Here is a 20325-nt window from a genome sequence, read left to right on the forward strand (position 1 = left end):
GGTGCGAACTGCACCTTCCCCCGCACGCGTCCGCTGTGATACGTTTCTCATCGTATGACAGCGATGTCATTGACCCCGGGCAACGATGCACAAGGAGCGGGCATGACGGTTTCGAACCGGACACGAGCGACGCGCACACGGCGCGCAGCGATCGCAACGGCGATCACCCTGTCGGTGACGGCGGCGATGCTGATCTCCAGCCCCGCGACGGCGGACGATGCGACCTCGTTCTCGTCGTCCTTCGAATCGGACGACGCGGCCCCCGTCCTGACCGGCACGGGCGACGCGGTGAACATCTCCGGAGCCAAGTTCGCGCCGGGCAGCATCCTCTCGCACGTCACGAAGGTGACCGCATCCGCGGAGAACCCGCCCGGAGAGGTCGCCGCGAACCTCGCCGACGGCAACGCCGGGTCGAAGTGGCTGATGTTCAAGAACTCGGGATGGGCGCAGTACGACCTCGATGAGGCCCAGCCGATCGCCCGCTACACCCTGACGTCGGGAAACGATGCCGCCCAGCGCGATCCCCGCGACTTCCGCGTGCAGGGGTCCGACGACGGCACGACGTGGACCACGATCGACCAGCGCAGCGGCGAGACCTTCACCGGCCGCGGCCAGACCCGCGTCTTCGACCTCGACGAGCCCAGCGCGCCCTACCTGCACTACCGCCTCGAGGTGCTCGCCAACCAGTCTGGCGGCCTCGTCCAGCTCGCCGGCTGGGAGCCGATCACGTCCCTCGACGCCGAACTCGAGCCCTCCGACCTCATGCTCGAGATCGGCGACGGACCGCGCAGCTCGAGCACCGCCAAGACCGGCGTCGGCTTCACCGGCGTCCGCTCGCTGCACTACGTCGGCCAGCACATCGCCGACGGGCCCGCCTCCTCGACGAGCGTGCTCTACGACGACCTGGACATCGCGGTCGAGGCCGACACCGCCCTGTCGTACCTCGTCTTCCCCGAGCTCGACGGTGAGCAGACCTACGCTTCGACGTTCGTCGCGGTGGACCTGACGTTCGCGGGCGGCGAGACCCTGTCGCAGTCCGGGGCCGTGGACTCGTACGGCTATGCAGCCGACGCACGCGCCCAGGGCACATCGAACGCGCTCTGGCCCGATCAGTGGAACAAGGTCACCGTCGACCTCGGCGCCTTCGCGGGCAAGACCGTCACCGGCATCCGGCTCTCCTACGACCACCCCGGCGATGAGGTCTCGGCCGTCGAGCCGGCCGCCGCCGGCACCTCGGTGTCGGGCTGGATCGACGACATCACCATCGATGCGCTCGAACCGCGCGACACCTCTGCCGGCCTCGTGTCGTACGTCGATACCCGTCGCGGCACCAACTCGTCCGGCAGCTTCTCGCGCGGCAACAACTTCCCCGCCACCGCCGTGCCCAACGGGTTCAACTTCATCACCCCGATGACGAACGCCAACAGCGTCGGCACGCTGTACGAGTACCAGAGCGCGAACACCGCGCAGAACCTGCCCGCGCTGCAGGGCATCGGCTTCTCGCACGAGCCGAGCATCTGGATGGGCGACCGAAACCAGCTCGCCGTGCTCCCCGCCGCCAACGCGAACCCGACCTCGACGCTGAACGACCGTCGGCTGACGTTCCACCGCGAGAACGAGACCGCACGGCCCGACATCTACGACGTCACCTTCGACAACGGCATCCGCACCGAGGTCACCGCCACCGACCACGGAGCCATCTATCGCTTCACGTTCGACGGAGACGCCGGATCCGTGCTCGTCGACCAGACCGTCGACTCGTCCAAGCTCACCATCCACGGCGACACCGTCTCGGGCTGGGTCGACGGCGGATCGGGATGGCCCGGTCGCACCCGCATGTTCGTCTACGGCACGTTCGACACCGCTCCGGGTGCCGCCGGCCCCACCACCAACGGCAACCGCAACAAGACCGCTCGTTACGCCGCGTTCGACACCACCGGCGACAAGACCGTCGAGCTGCGCATCGCATCGTCGTTCATCTCGCAGGAGCAGGCGCAGAAGAACCACGGGTTCGAGCTCGACGGCGTCTCGTTCGAGGAGGCGCACCAGGCGGTTCAGGATGCTTGGAACGACCGCCTCTCGGTCGTCCACGACGTTCAGGGCGCGACCGACGCCCAGCTCGTCAACCTCTACTCGAGCCTGTACCGGCTGAACCTGTACCCGAACTCGCAGTTCGAGAACGTCGGCACCGCCGCCGATCCCGCCTACAAGTACGCCAGCCCCGTGGCCGGCACCACCGGCGCGGCCACAGACACGAACACGAACGCGAAGATCGTCGACGGCAAGATCTACGTCAACAACGGCTTCTGGGACACCTATCGCACCGCCTGGCCGCTGTACTCGCTGCTCTACCCCGAGGTGACCGACGAACTCGTCGACGGCTTCGTGCAGCAGTATCGCGACAGCGGGTGGATCGCCCGGTGGTCCTCGCCCGGCTACGCCGATCTCATGACCGGCACGAGTTCGGACGTCGCGTTCGCCGAGGCGTACCTCGCCGGAGCGCTCGACACCGACACAGCGCTGGAGGCGTACGACGCCGCCCTGAAGAACGCAACGGTGCTGCCTGCGAGCAACGCCGTCGGCCGCAAGGGCCTCGACCAGTCGATCTTCCTCGGCTATACGGCCGAGAGCACTCATCAGAGCGCATCGTGGGGCCTGGAGGGCTTCATCAACGACTTCGGCATCGCCGAGATGGCCGCGGCGCTCGCCGAGGACCCGGAGACCCCGGATGCCCGCGTCGACCAGCTGCTCGAGGAGGCCGAGTACTTCCAGGCGCGTGCTCAGCACTACGCCGAGATGTACAACCCCGATGCAGGGGTCTTCACGGCTCGCAACGCCGACGGCAGCTGGCCCGACGGCGCCGACTTCGACAAGAAGGCCTGGGGCGGCGCGTTCACCGAGGCGAGCGGCTGGACCTTCGCCTTCCACGCACCGCACGACGTCGCCGGCCTCGCCGCCCTCTACGGCGGGCGCGCCGGTCTGGTCGACGAGCTGCACAGCTTCCTGACCACGCGGGAGATGGCCGATCACTCCGGCATCCACGAGGCGCGCGAGGCGCGCGACGTGCGTCTGGGGATGCTCGGCATGTCGAACCAGGTCGCCCACCACATCCCGTACGTGCTCGCCGAGGCCGGCGATCCGAGCGGGGCGCAGGAACTCATCCGCGACATCCAGAACCGGCTCTTCGTCGGCTCCGACATCGGTCAGGGGTACCCGGGCGATGAGGACAACGGCGAGTTCTCGGCCTGGTACGTCTTCTCGGCCCTCGGCTTCTACCCGCTCGAGGTCGGCTCCGGCGACTACACGATCGGCACTCCGCTGTTCGACAGCGCCACCCTGTCGTTCGGCGACCGCGACATCGTGATCAAGGCCCCCGGTGCATCGGAGGGCAAGACCTACGTCGAAGGCGTGACGCTGAACGGCGAGCCGATCGACCAGACGACCTTCGACGGCGACCTCCTGCGAGCAGGAGGCACGCTGGAGTTCTCGATGAGCGACACCGCCAGCTCGTGGGGCGCCAAGGATCTCGAGGAGGACCTCGCGGTTCCCGACACCATGGTCGACGCGACCAAGACCGGGCGCGGCACTCTCACGGCCGCCGACGGAACGAACGTCGCTGCGCTCGTGGACGACAGCATGCGCTCCTCGGCGACGTTCTCAGGCGGCAGTGCCGACCTCGTGTGGACCTCCCAGTCGGGCCCGGTGAGCATCGGGCAGTACACGCTGACGAGCGCCGCGGCCGCGTCGGCCCCGAGCAGCTGGACGCTGTCCGGCTCCATGGACGGCGAGAACTGGGTCGAGCTCGACAGCCGCGATGGCCAGAGCTTCGGCTGGGGCACGCAGACGCGGCCGTTCAGCCCCCAGGCGACGGGCGCCTTCACGAGCATCCGACTCCAGGCGTCGTCCCAGGAGGGCGCGCTCGCGCTCGCCGAGGTCGAGCTGTTCGCCGAAGCGGATGCCGCAGACGGCCTCACCGTCACGGCGGGCTCCGACCAGCAGGTGGCCGTGGACACATCGTTCACAGGCGTGCTCGCGACGGTCGTCGGCACCGAGGACGACGCCTCCGGATACGACGTCTCGGTCGACTACGGCGACGGCTCGGAGGTCGACGAGGTCACGCTGACGAGGGACGACCTTGGCGGATGGCAGGTACGCGCGCCGCACACCTTCACGGCCCCGGGCGTCTACACGGCGACGGTGACCGTCCGTGACTCCGGCGGAGCCGCCGCGGCGGCATCCACGACGATCACGGTGTTCCGCGACGACACGCTCGCAGGATCCTTCAACGTGGTCTGCATCGGCGACCTGGGCGTCACCGCTGCGAACTGCGACGGCCAGAACTACGGCTACTTCCGTGACAAGCTCGCCGCTGACGGCTTCGTCCAGGGCGAGACCGTGACGGTTCCCGGCTCCGACCTGACCTACGACCTCCCCGCGATCGAGCCGGGCAAGCCCGACAACATCACCGGTGAGGGTCAGACGGTCCGCATCGATCTCGGCGAGGGCGCGACGCAGATCGGGTTCGTCGGGACCGCGACCGAGAAGAACCGCGAGCCCGAGGCCGTGCTGCACTTCACCGACGGCACCGAGCAGACCGTGAAGATCTCGTTCGGCGACTGGGTGGGAGCATCCGGCAACCCGGCGTTCGGCAACACGGTCGTCGCCGTCTCGGAGGGCCGCCTGTCCGGCACGTCGGCCGAGTCGACGGTGAAGAACACCGCGATCTACGCCACCGCCCCGATCATGCTCGACACGGACGCCTCGGGAGCCCCGAAGATCGTCGAGTCGCTGACGATGCCGACCGAGGCCGGCACGCTGCGCGACGGACGCGTGCACGTGTTCGCCGTGGCATCCGACGGAGACCGCACGGGCGCGACTCCCCTCGCCCTCGAGCCCGCCGCGGTCGACGCGCAGATCACGGGTGAGGAGTTCACCGCGACCCTGGCGACGGCGACGGGCGGCGAGCCCGGGCAGACCGCGATCGTCAACTGGGGCGACGGCTCGGCCGTGACCTCTGTCGAGGTCGTCGACGGCGCGATCGTCGGAACGCACGCCTATGCCGCAGCCGGCACCTACACGGTGTCCGTCACGGCGGACGACGGCGTCCGGTCGGCCGACGCGTCCGTGAAGATCGAGGTGAACGACCCCGCACCCGAGTACGCCCCCGAGATCGTGCTGGGTGCGGATGAGGCGGCACCGGGTGAGGTCGTGGCGGTCACCGGCACCGGCTTCGCTCCGGAGGAGGCCATCGCCGTCCGGTTCGGCGACGGCGAGGATGTGAGCGCGCAGGCGGACGCCGACGGCGCGCTCGCCGCCGAGGTCGTCGTTCCGGATGCCGCTGCCGACGGCGCGTATCCGGTCACGGCGATCGGCGAGGTCTCCGAGACCCCGGCCAGCGCCACGATCCGCGTGACGGCACCGGCCGAGAGCGCGCAGAAGACCACGACGGCCCTGCGCTCCGACGCGTCCGACCCGGTCGCCGGAGACCGGGTGACCCTGACCGCGACGGTCGACCCGGCATCCGCTGCCGGACAGGTCGAGATCGTCGAGGGCGAGACCGTGGTCGGCGCGGCGAGCGTCACCGGCGGCACCGCGAGCGCGGATGTGCGCATCGCCACCTCCGGCGAGCACACCTACGTCGCCCGGTTCACCCCTTCCGATCCTGAGGAGTTCGAGGCATCCGTGTCGGAGACGCTGACGATCACCGTCCGCGACGCTCCCGTGCTCGAGGCCGAGATCGACGTGTCGGCGAGCACGGTCGTGCAGGGCGGATCCATCGAGGTCATCGGCCGCGGATTCCAGGCGGGCGAGGTCGTGCAGGTCGACCTGCACTCCGACCCGATCCGGCTGGCCGAGGTCACCGTCGACGGCTCCGGCTCATTCCGGGCGCAGGTGACCGTGCCGCTGGATGCGCCGGTGGGCGATCACACGCTGGTCGTGACCGGATCCGACTCGGGTCTGTCCGCAGAGGCCGCGCTCGCGGTCACCGCGGCGGCCGGCGCGGACGGCGGCCTGCCGTCGACGGGCGGCTCGGTGCCGGTCGCCCTCCTCATCGTCATCCTCGGACTGCTGGTCACCGGCGGAGCGCTGTTCCTGTTCCGTCGCCGCCGCTCTCCGGACGCGGCCTGATGGTCGCGGGCTCCCCGGGGCCCGCTGAGCCCCGGCGCCCCTCCTGATCCACGCCTCCCCCAGGGCGGGACGATCAGGAGGGGCGTCGGCCGTGCGATATGGAATGCTGGGCGCATGACCCTCCCGCACGACGACGTCGATCCCGAAGGCCTGCTCGAGTACTCCGTGGTCTTCACCGACCGGTCCCTCAACCACATGTCGGCGCGCTTCGTCGATGCGATGCAGCAACTGCTCGGCATCCTCGACGAGGCGTACGCCTCCCACACATCCGCGGTCGTTCCCGGTGGCGGTACGTACGCGATGGAGGCCGTCGCCCGTCAACTGGCAACCGGGCGCCGCACCCTCGTGATCCGAAACGGACTGTTCTCGTTCCGCTGGTCGCAGATTCTGGATGCCGCCGGCATCAGCGACGACGTCACCGTGCTCACCGCGCGCCCCGACGGCGACGACGTCCAGGCGGCGTGGTCGCCCGTCCCGATCGACGAGGCGGTGGCCGCCGTCCGCGCTCGCCGCCCGGAGGTCGTCTTCGCACCGCACGTCGAGACCGCGGCCGGGATGATCCTCCCCGACGACTACATCCGCGCGCTCGCCGATGCCGTGCACGAGGTGGGCGGTCTGTTCGTGCTCGACTGCATCGCCTCGGGCGCGATGTGGATCGACATGAAGGACCTCGGCGTCGACGTGCTGCTCAGCGCGCCGCAGAAGGGCTGGAGCGGAACACCCGCTGCGGGCTACGTCATGCTCAGCGAGGCCGGGCGGGAGGCCGTGACCACGCGCCCGTCCACGAGCTTCGCGATCGACCTCGCCAGGTGGCTCGCGATCGCCGACGAGTACCGGGCTGGTAGGCCTGCTTATCACGCGACGATGCCGACGGATGCCCTGGTGCGCAATCTCGCAGCCATGGTCGAGACGCGTGACCGGGGCTTCTCCGCCCTGAGAGACGCGCAGGTCGAGCTGGGGTCGCGCGTGCGCGAACTGCTGGCCGCGCGCGGGCTGCCGTCGGTCGCCGCGGACGGGTTCGCCGCCCCCGGCGTCGTCGTCGTGCACACCGATGACCCGGCTCTGAAGTCCGGCGCGGCGTTCAGGGAGCAGGGTCTGCAGATCGCGGCCGGCGTGCCGCTGCACTGCGACGAGCCCGAGGGGTTCTCGACGTTCCGCATCGGCCTGTTCGGACTAGACAAGCTCGCCGACGTCGACGGCACGGTCGCCCGCCTGGAGGCTGCGCTCGACGCGATGCATCGCTGAACGCGGGTCGTCGGGCCGGAGGACTCGCGAGCGGTCGCGTCCGGTGAGTTGACGATTCACGCCACCTCCCGCGGAGAGGAATGCCTGCGGCGCCGAGTATGGTGAACCCATGGATCTGCGCGTCGCTGCGTACGCCGTCATCACTGACGATGACGGCAGGGTGCTGTTGGCGCGCTGGACGGAGGGGCGCCGCGCCGCCTGGACCATGCCGGGCGGCGGGCTCGAACCGGGTGAGGATCCGGAGGACGCCGTGCGCCGCGAGGTCGACGAGGAGACCGGTTACGCGGTGCGCGTCGGCGAGCTGCTCGGCATCCACTCGCGCGTTATCCCGGCCGGACGCCGCACGCATCACGCGGATGCTCCGCTGCACACCCTGCGCATCGTCTACGCGGCGGACATCATCGGCGGCAGCCTCCGCTTCGAGGAGAACGGCTCGACCGACATGGCCGGATGGTTCACGCTCGACGAGGTCGCGAACCTGCAGCGCGTCAAGCTCGTCGACATCGCGCTGCGGATGGGCGGCGTTCTCTGACCGTCGACTACTCCGGAACCGAGATGTCGGCGACCGTCGCGCCGTAGGCGGCGATGAGGTCGTCGGCATCCACGAACAGGCTGTAGCCGTGGGCGCCGGTACCCATCGCGATGCGCTGGCCGACGATCGACTCATCGGCGTAGATCGGCCAGTCCGTCGTGCTGCCGATCGGCACGATGGTGCCGCGCTCGTAGCCGGTCGCCGCCAGGGCGAGCTCGGGCTCAGGGAGGCGCAGCTTGTTGACGCCGACGACGGCGCGCAGCTTGGGCCACGAGATCGATCGGCCGCCCGGGACCAGCGCGAAGAGATACGTATCGTCGCTGCGCTTCACGACGAGGGTCTTGACGATGCCGGATGCCGGGATGCCGAGCAGCTCCGCAGCTTCGTGGAGACTGCGCGCGTTCGGCCGCTCGCGGATCTCGATCTCGAGACCACGGGCGGCCGCGGCATCCCGGACGCGGGAAAGCCGCTCCGGCCCTTCGACGGGCTCAGGGCGCGGAGCGGCCGGTGCGGATGTCACGCGTCGGGCGCGGACAGCGGGTCGTCGGCGACCCAGAGCTCGTCGTCGGTGCGCAGCGCCTGCCAGGCGGCGTAGAGCACGCCGGCGGCCGCAGCGGCGCCGAGGACGATCGCGATGATCGACCCGAGTCCCGGGCCCTGCTTCTTCTTGACGATGCGGCCTTTCGAGACGGTCAGTCCCTGGCGCTTCGCGTTGGCGACATCCCATGCCGACAGTGCGCTGCCGACGACACCGCCGACGATCGGCACGACCTTGTCGTCGACGACGTGACGGCCGAGCTTGATGCCGCGGTCGACGGTCGGGGCGACCCGGCGGTTGTAGGCATGCTGGACGATGGGAAGAACCTGCTCGCGGCCGACGTTGCCGAGCTGGCGACCGGCTTCACGAGCGATGTCGGCGGCGTGGCCGACGAGCTCCTGCTGGTGCTCCCAGAGCTCGTTGGCGTCGTTCTGCAGACGGCGCAGCTGCTTCTTGCGCTTGCGGGTCAGACTCACGATTGTTCTCCTGTCGATGGGGAGTACGGGTTCACCATCTTGCCAGAAGAGTCTGAGTACCGGCACTGATTCTGCCGCCCCTTGTCACGACGGGACGTCCCCGCTATTGTCCGGCCCGGTTCCGGCCGCCGCGCCGCATGCTCTGCGAGAATGGACACATGCCTCAGCACTCTCACGTCGCAACTCTGCACACCAACCACGGCGACATCGTCATCAACCTGTTCGGCGACCACGCCCCCAAGACGGTCAAGAACTTCGTCGGGCTCTCCGACGGCACGCAGGCCTGGACCGACCCGGCCACCGGCAAGCCCGGCGAGGGCGCGCTGTACACCGACGTCATCTTCCACCGCATCATCCCGAACTTCATGATCCAGGGCGGCGACCCGCTCGGTCAGGGCGTCGGCGGCCCCGGCTACAACTTCAACGACGAGATCCACCCCGAGCTGAACTTCAACGAGCCCTACATCCTCGCCATGGCCAACGCGGGTCTGCGCCGCAACGCCATCACGGGCGAGCTCGAGGGCACCAACGGCTCGCAGTTCTTCATCACCACCGACCCGACGCCGTGGCTGATGGGCAAGCACACGATCTTCGGCGAGGTCGCCGACGACGCCTCGAAGAAGGTCGTCGACGAGATCGCCGCCGTCCGCACCGGCGCCGGCGACCGCCCGGTCGAGCCCGTCGTGCTGCACTCCGTCGACATCGCCGCCGTCTGACGCGATAAGCCTGGCCGATCCGGATGACGTCCTCTGAGTTCGCGAGCAACAGCGACAACTACTGCTATCGCCATCCGGATCGGCAGAGCTTCGTGCTCTGCCAGCGCTGCATGCGCACCATCTGCCCCGAATGCCAGACGCAGGCCGCCGTCGGCGTGATCTGCCCGGAGTGCATGAAGGACGACCGAGCGAATCGCTCCCCCGCGCAGAAGAAGGCCGCGCGGCGTTGGGGCGGAGCATCCGCATCGCCGATCGCCACAGCCCGCAGCGGCAAGCCCGTCGTCACCTACGCGCTGCTGATCATCACGTCCTTCATCAGCCTCGTGCAGCTCATCCCCGGCGTCGGCGACGCCGTGGGCGACGCGCTGCTGTTCGCCGCCGCGTATCTCTACCCCGACCTGTCCGGCGCTCCGTTCCAGCCATGGCGGATGCTGACGACCCTGCTCGTGCACGGCAGCTTCATCCATCTTGCGTTGAACATGCTCGGGCTCTGGATGCTGGGCCAGATCCTTGAGCCGATGCTCGGACGCGCCCGCTACCTGGCCCTGTACCTGATCAGCGGCCTGGGGGGCTCGGTCATGGTCGCCCTCCTCGCTCCGAACGTCGCGACCGTCGGGGCATCCGGTGCGATCTTCGGTCTCATGGCGGCCCTGCTCATCATCGGCCGGCACATCGGCGGGAACGTCACCGGCATCCTCATCGTGCTCGGTGTGAACTTCGCGATCGGGTTCGTCTTCGGCGGGATCGCGTGGCAGGCGCACCTCGGCGGTGCGATCGTCGGCGCGATCGTCGCGCTCGTCTACACGCGCACCCGCCGCAGGGATCAGCGCGTCTGGCAGATCGTCCTGCTCGCGGCCATCGCCGTGCTGCTGCTCGTCATCGTCTTCGTCGTGCCCCCCATCCTCATCACCGCGTAGGCCACCACCGCGCAGCTCGGCGAAATCCTGGTCAGGCGTTGTTAACAGGGTTCTCCACCCCTGTGAATAACACCGGTGTAATTCTCCCCACCCTGTGCACAAGCCTGTGGATAAATCTGGGTCGCGCCCGCGCAGGAGCACGAAAAAGCCCCCCGGCGAACCGGAGGGCTTTGGTTGGCAGGCGGTCAGCGCCAGCGCGTGGTCATGAGGAAGCCGATGAGCGCGATGCCCAGGCCGATCGCGAGGTTCCACGACCCGATGCCCGGAATCGGCAGGGTCGCCCCCGACAAGTAGAACACGAGGATCCAGGCGAGGCCGAGCAGCATGAAGCCGAGCATGACGGGCTTGAACCAGACGGCGTTGGGTGCCTGCTCGCTCTCGGTGCGCTCGACGATGGGCTCTTCGCTCTTCCGGTCACGTGCCATGCCGTCATTCTACCCAAGAGCCCGCCCGTTCCCATTCCCGGAATCGGCGGTCACCCGGCGCGGATAGGATCGCACCTATGACCGCATCCGTCGCGCAGCCGCCGCCGCGGTCCCGCCGACGTCGTCCGCGTTCACGCGCGACGTTCACGAGCGTGCTCGGCGAGCTGCTCCTCACGGCCGGCGTCGTGGTGCTGCTGTTCGTCGCCTGGCAGATGTGGATCGGCGACATCATCATCGGGGCCCAGCAGAACAACGAGGGTCACGCCGTCTCGCAGGAGTGGGCGGCGCTGCCCGCACCGGAGCCTCCGGCAGCGACCCCGCAGGAGGACGGCACCGTTTGGTACGAGCCGCCGACGCTGGAGCATCCAGGCGCCGGCGTCCGCTTCGCGCAGATGCTGATCCCTCGGTTCGGTTCGGACTACAACGTCGCGATCGCCGGCGGGACGACCAGGCCCATCACCCTCGACCACGGATGGATCGGCCTGTACGATCAGTCGGCGATGCCCGGTCAGGTCGGCAATTTCTCGGTGGCCGGCCACCGCACCACGTGGGGCGCTCCACTCAACCGCATGGACAAGCTGCGCGTCGACGACGCCATCGTGGTCGAGACCCCGGAAGGCTGGTTCACCTACCGGTTCCGCAACCTCGAGTACGTCAAGCCCAGCGCCGTCGACGTCCTGGCGGACGTGCCGCAGATGCCCGAGGTGAAGACGGGGGAGCGGTACCTGACCCTCACCGCCTGCTCGCCGCTGTACTCGCTCGCCGAGCGCATCGTCGGATACGCCGTGTTCGAGGGCTTCCAGCCCCGCGCCGAGGGCGCACCCGAATCCCTGAGCCCGGTGGACGACGTCGCCCCGCCGTCCTGGTAGGAGAGTATTCATGTATGCAGCGCTCTGGCGGATCCTCCCCGGCCCGTGGTGGCTACGGGTGCTGATCCTGCTCGTCGTCGTCGCGGCGATCCTGTACGGCCTGTTCTTCTATGTGTTCCCGTGGGTCAGCCCGCTCATCACGCCCGACGAGGTCGATCTCGAGTGAGCGCGCGCATCCTCGTCGTCGACAACCATGACAGCTTCGTGCACACCCTCGTCGGGTACCTGCGCGACCTCGGCGCCTCGGTGGATCTGGTCGAGGCGGATGCCGCGGACGCGAGCGCGTTCGCCGCGATGATGCCCCGCTACGACGGCGTGATGCTCTCGCCGGGGCCCGGCAGGCCGCGGGATGCCGGAGCATCCGTCGACGTCGTGCATCTGTGCGCCGACATCGGGATGCCGCTGCTCGGCGTGTGCCTCGGGCATCAGGCGATCGGCGCGGCTTTCGGCACAGAGGTCTCCGAGGCGCCGGAGCTCATGCACGGCATGGCGTCGTCCGTCGTGCACACCGGAACGGGGCTGTTCGACGGCATCCCCTCGCCCTTCGACGTCGGACGCTACCACTCGCTCGCGCTCGCCGAGGAGGACCTGCCCGCCGCACTGCGGGTGACGGCGCGCAGTGACTCGGGCACGGTCATGGCCGTCACGCACCGCGAGCTGCCGATCACGGGCGTCCAGTTCCATCCCGAGAGCATCCTCACCGAGCACGGTCACCGACTGCTCGCGAACTGGCTGGGCTCCCTCGGCTCCGTCTGCTGAGTGGTCCGGACGACCTGCGCTACTGGCCGGTGCAGTAGCGCAGCTCGACGTCGGACTGCACGGGGACATCGCCCGGAGGGGCCGACATCGACGCGACGGTGGCCGGATTCGTGGCCGGGCAGTCCGCGGACTCGATCGGGATGGCGTTCAGCCCGAGCTCCTCGAGCTGGGCGGATGCGGCATCCAGCGTCCAGCCGGTCACGTCAGGAAGAGTCACCCGTCCGCTGGCCACGACGAGGTTCACGACCGTGTTCGGCGCGACCTCGTCACCCTCATTCGCATCCGTGAGCTCGAGCACCGTGTCGGTCTGGCTCTCGGGGTCGTTGCGCGGGGTGACGCTGCCGAGCTCGAGTCCGGCATCCGCGATCTCCTGCTTCGCCGCAGTGAGCGAGAGACCCACGAGCGGGGGAATCTCGACGGTCTCCGCGCCGGACGAGACGTACAGCGTCACCGTCTCGCCCACCTTCACCGACTGGCCCGCCTCGGGGTCGGTGCGGATGACGTTATCCTCGCTGACGTCGGAGCTCGCCTCGTAGACGACCTCGGCCTGCAGGTCCATGTCGGCAAGGTCTGCCTGCGCGCGCTCGGCCGAGACGTCGACGAGGTCGGGGATGATCCGCGATGAAGACGGGATCTCCTCGCCGCGGGGCATCATGATGACCCACAGCAGCACCGAGATGAGCAGGACGGCCAGCAGTGCGACGCCGGCCCAGATCCACGCCACTGGCGGACCGGACTGCGTGCGGGTCATGGTCGTGTCCGAGCTCAGCTGCCGCAGTGACCGCGCGGTCTCCTGCGCCTGGCGCGGGCTCGGACCGTACAGCTCGCTGGTGAGCTCTCCCAGCTGCTTCTTCGTCGGCGCCTTGCCGGTCACGGCCGAGTCGAGCGCGACGCGGAAGCTCGCGGCATCCGGATACCGCTGGTAGGGGTCCTTCGCGAGTGCGCGGAGCACGATCGGGTCGAGCGTCCGCGGCGCCTCCTCGTTCACCTCGGTCGGCGGAACCGGCGCTTCGCTGACGTGCTGGTAGGCGACGGCCACGGGTGAATCGCCGCGGAACGGCTGGCGCCCGGTGAGCAGCTCGTACAGCACGACGCCCGTCGAATACAGGTCGGCCCTGGCGTCCACCGGTTCGCCCTTGGCCTGCTCCGGAGAGAAATACGCGGCTGTGCCGAGGATCTGGGTCGTCTCGGCGACCGTCGACGACGAGTCCGAGACCGCGCGGGCGATGCCGAAGTCCATGACCTTGACCTTGCCGGCGGCGGTGACCATGACGTTGCCCGGCTTGATGTCGCGGTGCACGACACCGGCGCGGTGCGAGTAGTCCAGCGCCTCCAGGATGCCGTCGATGTACCGCACGGCGTCCTCGACGGGCACGGGGCCGGCGGCGATGATGTCCTTCAGCAGTTGCCCCTGGACGAGCTCCATGATGATGTACGGCTCGCTGGTGGAGGCCGTGCTGCCGTCGGCGGAACCGGGATCGCCGGCGTCGAACACGCGCACGATCGAGGGATGCGACATGCGCGATGCCGCCTGCGCCTCGAGGCGGAACCTCGTGCGGAAGGCCGTGTCGCGGGCGAGTTCGGGGTCGAGGATCTTGATCGCGACGTCGCGGCCGAGGGTCAGGTCGTAGCCGCGGTACACCTTGGCCATGCCGCCGTGGCCGATGAGCTCATCCACGCGGTACCGCTCAGCGATGATGCGCGGCTCTGCTGACACGTCCGTCCCCCTGGAAAATCACTCCGACTAGCTCTGCAACCCTATCCGCTGGAACCTGGTCATCCAGCGGGAGGAGGCGTCACCCCGTCACCGGGATCGGGCAGGGCGGCACCCTCTTGGATCGACGCGACATCTTCGGGGGACTCCACGGTTGTGCGGGCACCCGCGCTGCCGCCGGAGCAGGTCACCGTGTACTTCACGACAAGGGCCTCACCGGGGTTGCCCGTGACCGAGATCGCGGCCGTGCGGTCCTCGGATCCGAACGTCGCCGTCGCGGAGTCGTTGATCGTGAAGACGCCGCCGCTGACCGTGAAGTTGTACGCGCTGACCTGGCCCTGCCCGGACGGGCAGCTGTAGCCGGGCCACGTGACCTGGACCTCGCTGCCGGCATCGGCGGTGTCGGGGAGGTTCGGGGCCGTCGGGTCGGGCAGGGGCGTCTGCTCGCCGTAGTAGAGCAAGTCGATCGTCGCGCCGACAGGCTGGTTTCCGCCGCTGTTGACGCGGTAGATGATGCCCTGGTCGGACTCCTGCGGCGCGGGATCGCCCGCTATGCAGTTGGGCACGAGTCCCTCGGCCTCGAGCGTGGAGGTCGCCTGGTCGCACGTCATGCCGACGAGGTTCAGCGCGTCGACGTTCACCGGTTCGGCCGACGGCGTCTGCGATGGCGTCTGCGACGGGGACTTGGATGCCGTGGTCGCCGGCGGCGTCGACGGGTCGGCTTCGGGTTCGCCCTGGTTCAGCAGTGCGAACAGCGTGCCTGCCAGCACGATCACGAGCAGGACGATGAGGGCGACGAGCGGCCACGTCCACGGGCTGCGCTTCTTCTTCTTGCCCTCCTCGGCCTCGCCCTGCTGCTCGGTGGGCAGCTGGGCGGTGGTCGGCAGGATGCGGGTCGTGCCGTCGCCTGCGGCCGAGGTGAGGATGCGGGTCGCATCGTCACCGGCAGCGGCGCCGGCGATGGCCGGGACGGCGATCGCGGCCGAGTTGAGGTCGCCGCGGCGCAGCGCCTGCGCAGCACGCGCCACGGTCGCCGCCGACGACGGACGATCGGCGGGCTTCTTGGCGATCATCGCCATGACGAGGTTCTGCACCGGTATCGGCACGGTCACCGGCAGCGGCGGGGGCTGCTCGTTGATCTGCGCCATCGCGATCGCGACCTGCGATTCGCCGGTGAACGGGCGCTTGCCTGCCAGGCATTCGTACGCGACGATGCCGAGCGAGTAGATGTCGGTCGCCGGGGATGCCGGGTGGCCAGAGGCCTGCTCGGGGGAGAGGTACTGCACCGTGCCCATGACCTGACCGGTCGCGGTCAGGGGCACCTGGTCGGCGATGCGCGCGATGCCGAAGTCCGTGATCTTGACGCGGCCGTCGGGGGTGATCAGCAGGTTGCCCGGCTTGATGTCGCGGTGCACGAGACCGGCGGCATGAGCCGCCTGCAGAGCGGATGCCGTCTGGGCGACGATGTCGAGGGTCTTGTCGGCGCTGAGCGATCCCTCGCGCTCGATGATCGTGGAGAGGGCCTCCCCGGGGACGAGCTCCATGACGAGGAAGGCTGAGCCGTTCTCCTCGCCGTAGTCGAAGACGCTCGCGATGCCCTCGTGGTTGACGAGCGCGGCGTGGCGCGCCTCAGCGCGGAACCGCTCGAGGAATCCGGGATCCCCCATGTACTCGTCCTTGAGGATCTTGATCGCGACGGTACGCCCGATGACGTGATCCGTCGCCTCCCAGACCTCGCCCATACCGCCGATCGCGATACGCGACTGCAGCTCGTATCGACCACCGAACGACACACCCTGCGTCGGCCTCATTTGTTCAGCACCGCCTCAATGATCTTCTTCGCGATCGGGGCGGCGAGTGTGTCACCGGATCCCGACTGTCCCATTCCGCCGCCGTCTTCCACGACGACGGCCACCGCGATCTGCGGGTCGTCCGCCGGCGCGAAACCGGTGAACCACAGTGTGTACGGATTGCTGCCGCCCATCTCGGCCGTTCCCGTCTTACCGGCGACCTCGACCCCGTCTATTCTTGCACCCTGCGCCGCGCCATCCGCGACGCTGGCGACCATGGCGGCGGTCACGTCGTTCGCGACGTCCGCATCGACGGCGCGGCCGAACTCCTCGTCCGGATACTCCCGCACCGTGGACAGGTCGTTGCCGATCACGGCATCCACGAGCCTCGGCTTCATGATGAGGCCGTCGTTGGCGAGCCCGGCGGAGATCATCGCGACCTGCAGCGCCGTCGCGGTCACCTGGCCCTGCCCGAATCCGCTCAGTGCCGTCTGGGCGTCGTCCAGGCCCTGCGGGTAGCTGGAGACCGCGACGGGGAGCGGCGTGGTGAAGTCCTGGTTGAAGCCGAACTTCTCGGCCATGGCGAAGATCGTCTCACTGCCGAGCTCGACGGCGAGCTCCGCCATCGGGATGTTGCAGCTGAGCTTGATCGCCTCGGCGATCGTGACGGTGTCGCCGGATCCGCATGTGCCGCCCCACGCGTTGCGCACCTGGTTGTTCGAGCCGGGCAGCGCGTAGCGGGCCGGGTTGGGCAGTGTCGACTCCGGTGTCCATTCACCGGTGGCGTACGCCGCGGCGGCGACAAGCACCTTGAACGTGGAGCCGGGAGGGTTGACGTCGGCCGTGGCGTTGTTCACGAGCGGGTTGGGCTTCAGGGCGTCGAGCTCGTTGTACCGCTGCTCGGCCTCCGCCGCGCTGTGCACGGCGAGCTCGTTCGCGTCGTATCCGGGCGTCGAGTACATCGCCAGGATGCGGCCGGTCGACGGCTCGATCGCGACGGCCGCGCCCTGCTTGTCGCCGAATGCCTCGTACGCGGCGCGCTGCGCATCGGCATCCGGGGTCAGCTCGACGCTGAATCCGCGTTGCGGCTGACCGGAGACGATGCGCTCGATCTCGGCGAGGAAGGCGCTCGCACCGGTGCCCGACAGGTCGCCGTTCAGGGCGTTCTCGATACCGGTGGACGACTGCAGGGCGGGGTTGAAGAACCCGGTGATGTTCGACCACATCGGTGAGTCGACGTACTCGCGCTGGTACTGGTACTCGTCGTCCGAAGGCACGGAACTCGCGATCGGCATCCCGTCGACGATGATCGACCCGCGCTGGATCTCGTAACTGTCCAGCAGCGACCGGGTGTTGCCGTCGGCCTGCGCGAGATCGTCGGCCGCGACGACCTGGATCCAGCTCGTCGCGACGAACAGCGACAGGAACATGAACAGCATCACGATGCTGAGGCGGCGCATCTCCTTCGTCATCAGCCGATCACCACCCTGGGCTGGCGGCGCACGCCGTCGGAGATCCGCAGCAGCAGTGCGACGATGAGCCAGTTCGCGACGAGCGACGATCCACCCGCTGCGAGGAAGGGCGTGGTGAGACCGGTGAGGGGGATGACGCGGGTCACTCCGCCGACCATGATGAACACCTGCAGGCCGATCGTGAACGACAGGCCGGTCGCGAGGAGCTTGCCGAAGTCGTCCTGCCCTGCGATGCCGATGCGGACGCCGCGGCTGATGAAGACCATGTAGAGGCAGAGGATCGCGAACAGGCCGATCAGCCCCAGCTCTTCGCCCAGGCTCGGGATGATGTAGTCGCTCTCGGCCAGGGGGGTGATCTGCGGGCGGCCCTGACCGAGGCCCGTTCCGATCAGTCCGCCGTGCGCGAGACCGAAGATGCCCTGCACGAGCTGGAAGCCGGGCCCGCGCGGGTCGACGACCTCGGGGTCGAACGCGTAGAGCCAGTTCGTGAAGCGCCCGTGGACGTACGGGAGGATCTGGGTGGCGGCGGCGACCCCGGCGGCGACCATGCCGAGACCGATGAGCACCCAGCTCGTCTTGCCCGTGGCGACGTAGAGCATCGCGATGAACAGGCCGAAGATGAGCATCCCGGTGCCGAGATCGCGTTGGATGACGATGATGCCCAGCGAGATCAGCCAGACGACGATCACGGGTCCGAGTTCGCGCATGCGCGGCCAGGTGATGCCGAGGAACCGCTTGCCGACCGAGGCGAGGCTCTCGCGAGTGCGGACGAGGTAGCCGGCGAAGAAGATCGCCAGGCAGATCTTGGCGATCTCACCGGGTTGGAACGAGAAGATCCCGCCGATCGACACCCACACGTCGGCGTTCGCCTCGGAGACGCCGAGACCCGGGATGAACGGCAGGAGCAGGAGCAGGATGCCGGCGAGGCCGAACAGGTAGGTGTACCGGAAGAGGATCCGGTAGTTGCGCAGCAGGATGACGACGGCGATCGCGCCGGCGAGGGAGATCGCGGTCCAGGCGAGCTGCTTGGTCGAGAAGGCGGCCCAGCCCGTGTAGTGCTCGGCGATGTCGAGCCGGTAGATCATCGCGATGCCCAGGCCCGTCAACAGCGTCGCGATCGGGAGCACGAACGGGTCGGCGTCGGATGCCACGGCGCGAAGCACGAAGTGCAGGGCGAAGACGAGTACGACGAGTCCGCCGCCGATGAAGAGGATGAACGGGTCGATGAGGCCGAGCGCCCCCAGCTGCACGAGCGCGAGGGCTGCACCGCTGATGGCGCAGGCGAAGAGCAGCAGCCAGAACTCGCGGTTGCGCTGGGTCTGCGGCATCCGCATGCGCTTGAGGGCCTTGATGACGGCGGTGTCCGCGGAGACGTCGGTGCTCATCCGATCACCTCACCGTCGTTCGTCGTGGTGGTGCCGGACTCGGCCGGGGAGCCGTTCGGGGTCTCGGTCGGCAGTGGTACCGGCGAGGTCGTCGGGGCGGGGGAGGGCGTCTGGCCGACGACGGCCTCTTCGCCGGCGCGCAGCCGCTCGACGATCGCCATCGCGTCGGAGAGCGAACGGGCGGTGATGGTCCGCTCGACGGTGGCGCGCTGGTAGGCGGGGAGGTTCGCCAGCAGGATGCCGGTGTCCTCGAGTTCGGCCGACAGTGAGATGGGCCCGATGTTCTGCTGCACTCCCTGGAAGATGACGACGCTGTCCTCGTCGGCGCCGACGAAGTAGCGGGTCTGGGTCCAGTTGTACGCGAGGATGCCGGCTCCGGTGAGCGAGAGCACGAACACGACGAGCGCGGCGATCCAGCCGATGCGGCGACGCCGTGCGCGACGGCGATCCTCTTCGATGAGCTCTTCGAGGTAGTCGGCGGCCGGCTCGAAGTGCGACGGCTCGTTGGCCGCCTGGCGCACCGGGTGCAGCCAGCTCGTTCTGGGAGCGCGCTCCGGCGGGATGAGAACGCCGGAAGGCGTGGATGCCGCGCCGACGATGGTGGGCGTGCCGGAGGAGAGCGGATGCTGTCCTCCGACGTCGACCAGCACGATCGTGACGTTGTCGGGGGCTCCGCCGTCGAGGGCCTGCTTGAGCAGGTTGTCGGCGGTGCGGCCGGGCGGCAGACCGAGGCGCATCGCCTTGAGGATGTGGGCCTCGTCGACGACGCCGGAGAGGCCGTCGGAGCACAGCAGCCAGCGGTCGCCGGGGAGCGTCGGCATGACGAACATGTCGAGCTCGGGGTCGTTGTCCATGTCGCTGAGAACCCGCATGAGCACGGAGCGGCGGGGGTGGTAGCGCGCCTCTTCGGGCGTGATGCGGCCGGAGTCGACCAGGCGCTGGACGAAGGTATGGTCGGCGGTGATCTGGGTCAGCTCGTCATCGCGATAGAGGTAGATGCGCGAGTCGCCGATGTGCCCGATGACCGCGTGGTCGTCGACCATGATGATCGCACTGACGGTGGTGCCCAGGCCCGCGAGTTCGGGCTGCTCCTTGGCCGCGCGGATGAGGTCGCCGGCTGCGCTGGTCGCTGCGGCCTGCAGGGAGGCCTGCGCGTCATCCGTTGAGGAGAAGGCCTGGTCGAGCCGCTCGAGGTGCTGGATGGCGATCGTGGATGCCACGTCGCCACCCGCGTGCCCGCCCATGCCGTCGGCGACGGCGAACAGGTTCGCTCCGGCGTAACCGGAATCCTGGTTGTTGGACCGGACCTTCCCGGTGTGGGAGATCGCGGAGGCGGATCCTTCGAAGACCATGCCGGG

Annotated in this window: 16 protein-coding genes; 8 read left to right on the top strand and 8 right to left on the bottom strand. The window is 69.0% G+C overall.

Annotated features, from left to right (window positions below; genetic code table 11):
• Positions 1 to 102 precede the first annotated feature (102 nt).
• The 3 genes from KEC56_RS02720 (at position 103) to KEC56_RS02730 (ending at position 7906) form a co-directional block, all read left to right on the top strand.
• Positions 103 to 6129, top strand: a complete 6027-nt coding sequence (locus tag KEC56_RS02720; protein ID WP_227529706.1) for a GH92 family glycosyl hydrolase — start codon at positions 103 to 105, stop codon at positions 6127 to 6129.
• A 114-nt stretch (positions 6130 to 6243) separates the two neighbouring features.
• Positions 6244 to 7374, top strand: coding sequence for an aminotransferase class V-fold PLP-dependent enzyme (locus tag KEC56_RS02725; RefSeq protein WP_227529707.1), 1131 nt, complete (start codon positions 6244 to 6246; stop codon positions 7372 to 7374).
• A gap of 109 nt (positions 7375 to 7483) precedes the next feature.
• A complete protein-coding gene (locus KEC56_RS02730) occupies positions 7484 to 7906 on the top strand; it encodes an NUDIX hydrolase (RefSeq protein WP_227529708.1) in 423 nt (140 codons plus the stop codon).
• 7 nt (positions 7907 to 7913) lie between these two features.
• Here the strand turns inward: KEC56_RS02730 and KEC56_RS02735 are convergent, their stop codons facing one another.
• Both KEC56_RS02735 and KEC56_RS02740 read right to left on the bottom strand, forming a co-directional pair.
• On the bottom strand, positions 7914 to 8330 hold the full coding sequence (locus KEC56_RS02735; RefSeq protein ID WP_227530130.1) for an aminoacyl-tRNA deacylase: 417 nt from the start codon (positions 8328 to 8330) through the stop codon (positions 7914 to 7916).
• Between the two features lie 92 nt (positions 8331 to 8422).
• Complete coding sequence (locus KEC56_RS02740; RefSeq protein ID WP_175987868.1) at positions 8423 to 8920, bottom strand: DNA helicase; 498 nt, start codon at positions 8918 to 8920, stop codon at positions 8423 to 8425.
• Between the two features lie 158 nt (positions 8921 to 9078).
• On the opposite strand from KEC56_RS02740, the gene KEC56_RS02745 reads away from it, so the two are divergent.
• Both KEC56_RS02745 and KEC56_RS02750 read left to right on the top strand, forming a co-directional pair.
• A complete protein-coding gene (locus KEC56_RS02745) occupies positions 9079 to 9636 on the top strand; it encodes a peptidylprolyl isomerase (RefSeq protein ID WP_175987870.1) in 558 nt (185 codons plus the stop codon).
• 23 nt (positions 9637 to 9659) lie between these two features.
• Positions 9660 to 10553 carry a rhomboid family intramembrane serine protease gene (locus KEC56_RS02750; protein ID WP_227529709.1) on the top strand — a complete coding sequence of 298 codons (894 nt, stop codon included), beginning with the start codon at positions 9660 to 9662 and terminating at the stop codon, positions 10551 to 10553.
• A gap of 185 nt (positions 10554 to 10738) precedes the next feature.
• Here KEC56_RS02750 and KEC56_RS02755 read toward each other — a convergent pair whose 3' ends face one another.
• Positions 10739 to 10978, bottom strand: a complete 240-nt coding sequence (locus KEC56_RS02755) for a cell division protein CrgA (RefSeq protein ID WP_175987874.1) — start codon at positions 10976 to 10978, stop codon at positions 10739 to 10741.
• 77 nt (positions 10979 to 11055) lie between these two features.
• On the opposite strand from KEC56_RS02755, the gene KEC56_RS02760 reads away from it, so the two are divergent.
• From KEC56_RS02760 to KEC56_RS02770, 3 genes are read left to right on the top strand one after another with little or no spacing between them, the layout of a single operon-like run.
• Positions 11056 to 11847, top strand: coding sequence for a class E sortase (locus tag KEC56_RS02760; protein WP_175987876.1), 792 nt, complete (start codon positions 11056 to 11058; stop codon positions 11845 to 11847).
• Between the two features lie 10 nt (positions 11848 to 11857).
• Positions 11858 to 12013 carry a hypothetical protein gene (locus tag KEC56_RS02765; protein ID WP_227529710.1) on the top strand — a complete coding sequence of 52 codons (156 nt, stop codon included), beginning with the start codon at positions 11858 to 11860 and terminating at the stop codon, positions 12011 to 12013.
• Entirely contained in the window at positions 12010 to 12606 is a 597-nt protein-coding gene (locus KEC56_RS02770) for an anthranilate synthase component II (protein ID WP_227529711.1), read from the top strand. The genes KEC56_RS02765 and KEC56_RS02770 overlap by 4 nt, the downstream gene beginning before the upstream one ends.
• 19 nt (positions 12607 to 12625) lie before the next feature.
• On the opposite strand, the gene pknB is transcribed toward KEC56_RS02770, so the two are convergent.
• Genes pknB through KEC56_RS02795 form a run of 5 tightly spaced genes read right to left on the bottom strand, consistent with a single transcriptional unit; the run spans position 12626 to position 20319 of the window.
• The gene (pknB, locus tag KEC56_RS02775) at positions 12626 to 14323 is read right to left on the bottom strand and encodes a Stk1 family PASTA domain-containing Ser/Thr kinase (RefSeq protein ID WP_227529712.1); all 1698 of its coding nucleotides are present in this window, start codon (positions 14321 to 14323) and stop codon (positions 12626 to 12628) included.
• A gap of 59 nt (positions 14324 to 14382) precedes the next feature.
• Positions 14383 to 16131, bottom strand: coding sequence for a protein kinase domain-containing protein (locus KEC56_RS02780; protein ID WP_227529713.1), 1749 nt, complete (start codon positions 16129 to 16131; stop codon positions 14383 to 14385).
• On the bottom strand, positions 16128 to 17582 hold the full coding sequence (locus KEC56_RS02785; protein WP_227529714.1) for a peptidoglycan D,D-transpeptidase FtsI family protein: 1455 nt from the start codon (positions 17580 to 17582) through the stop codon (positions 16128 to 16130). Before KEC56_RS02785 ends, KEC56_RS02780 begins: the two co-directional genes overlap by 4 nt.
• Positions 17582 to 18967: an FtsW/RodA/SpoVE family cell cycle protein gene (locus tag KEC56_RS02790; protein ID WP_227529715.1), complete on the bottom strand. Its 1386-nt coding sequence runs from the start codon at positions 18965 to 18967 to the stop codon at positions 17582 to 17584. Before KEC56_RS02790 ends, KEC56_RS02785 begins: the two co-directional genes overlap by 1 nt.
• Complete coding sequence (locus KEC56_RS02795; RefSeq protein ID WP_227529716.1) at positions 18964 to 20319, bottom strand: PP2C family protein-serine/threonine phosphatase; 1356 nt, start codon at positions 20317 to 20319, stop codon at positions 18964 to 18966. Before KEC56_RS02795 ends, KEC56_RS02790 begins: the two co-directional genes overlap by 4 nt.
• Positions 20320 to 20325: the final 6 nt, after the last annotated feature.

Origin of the sequence: Microbacterium tenebrionis, from assembly GCF_020682665.1 — a bacterium.
Lineage (GTDB): Bacteria > Actinomycetota > Actinomycetes > Actinomycetales > Microbacteriaceae > Microbacterium > Microbacterium tenebrionis.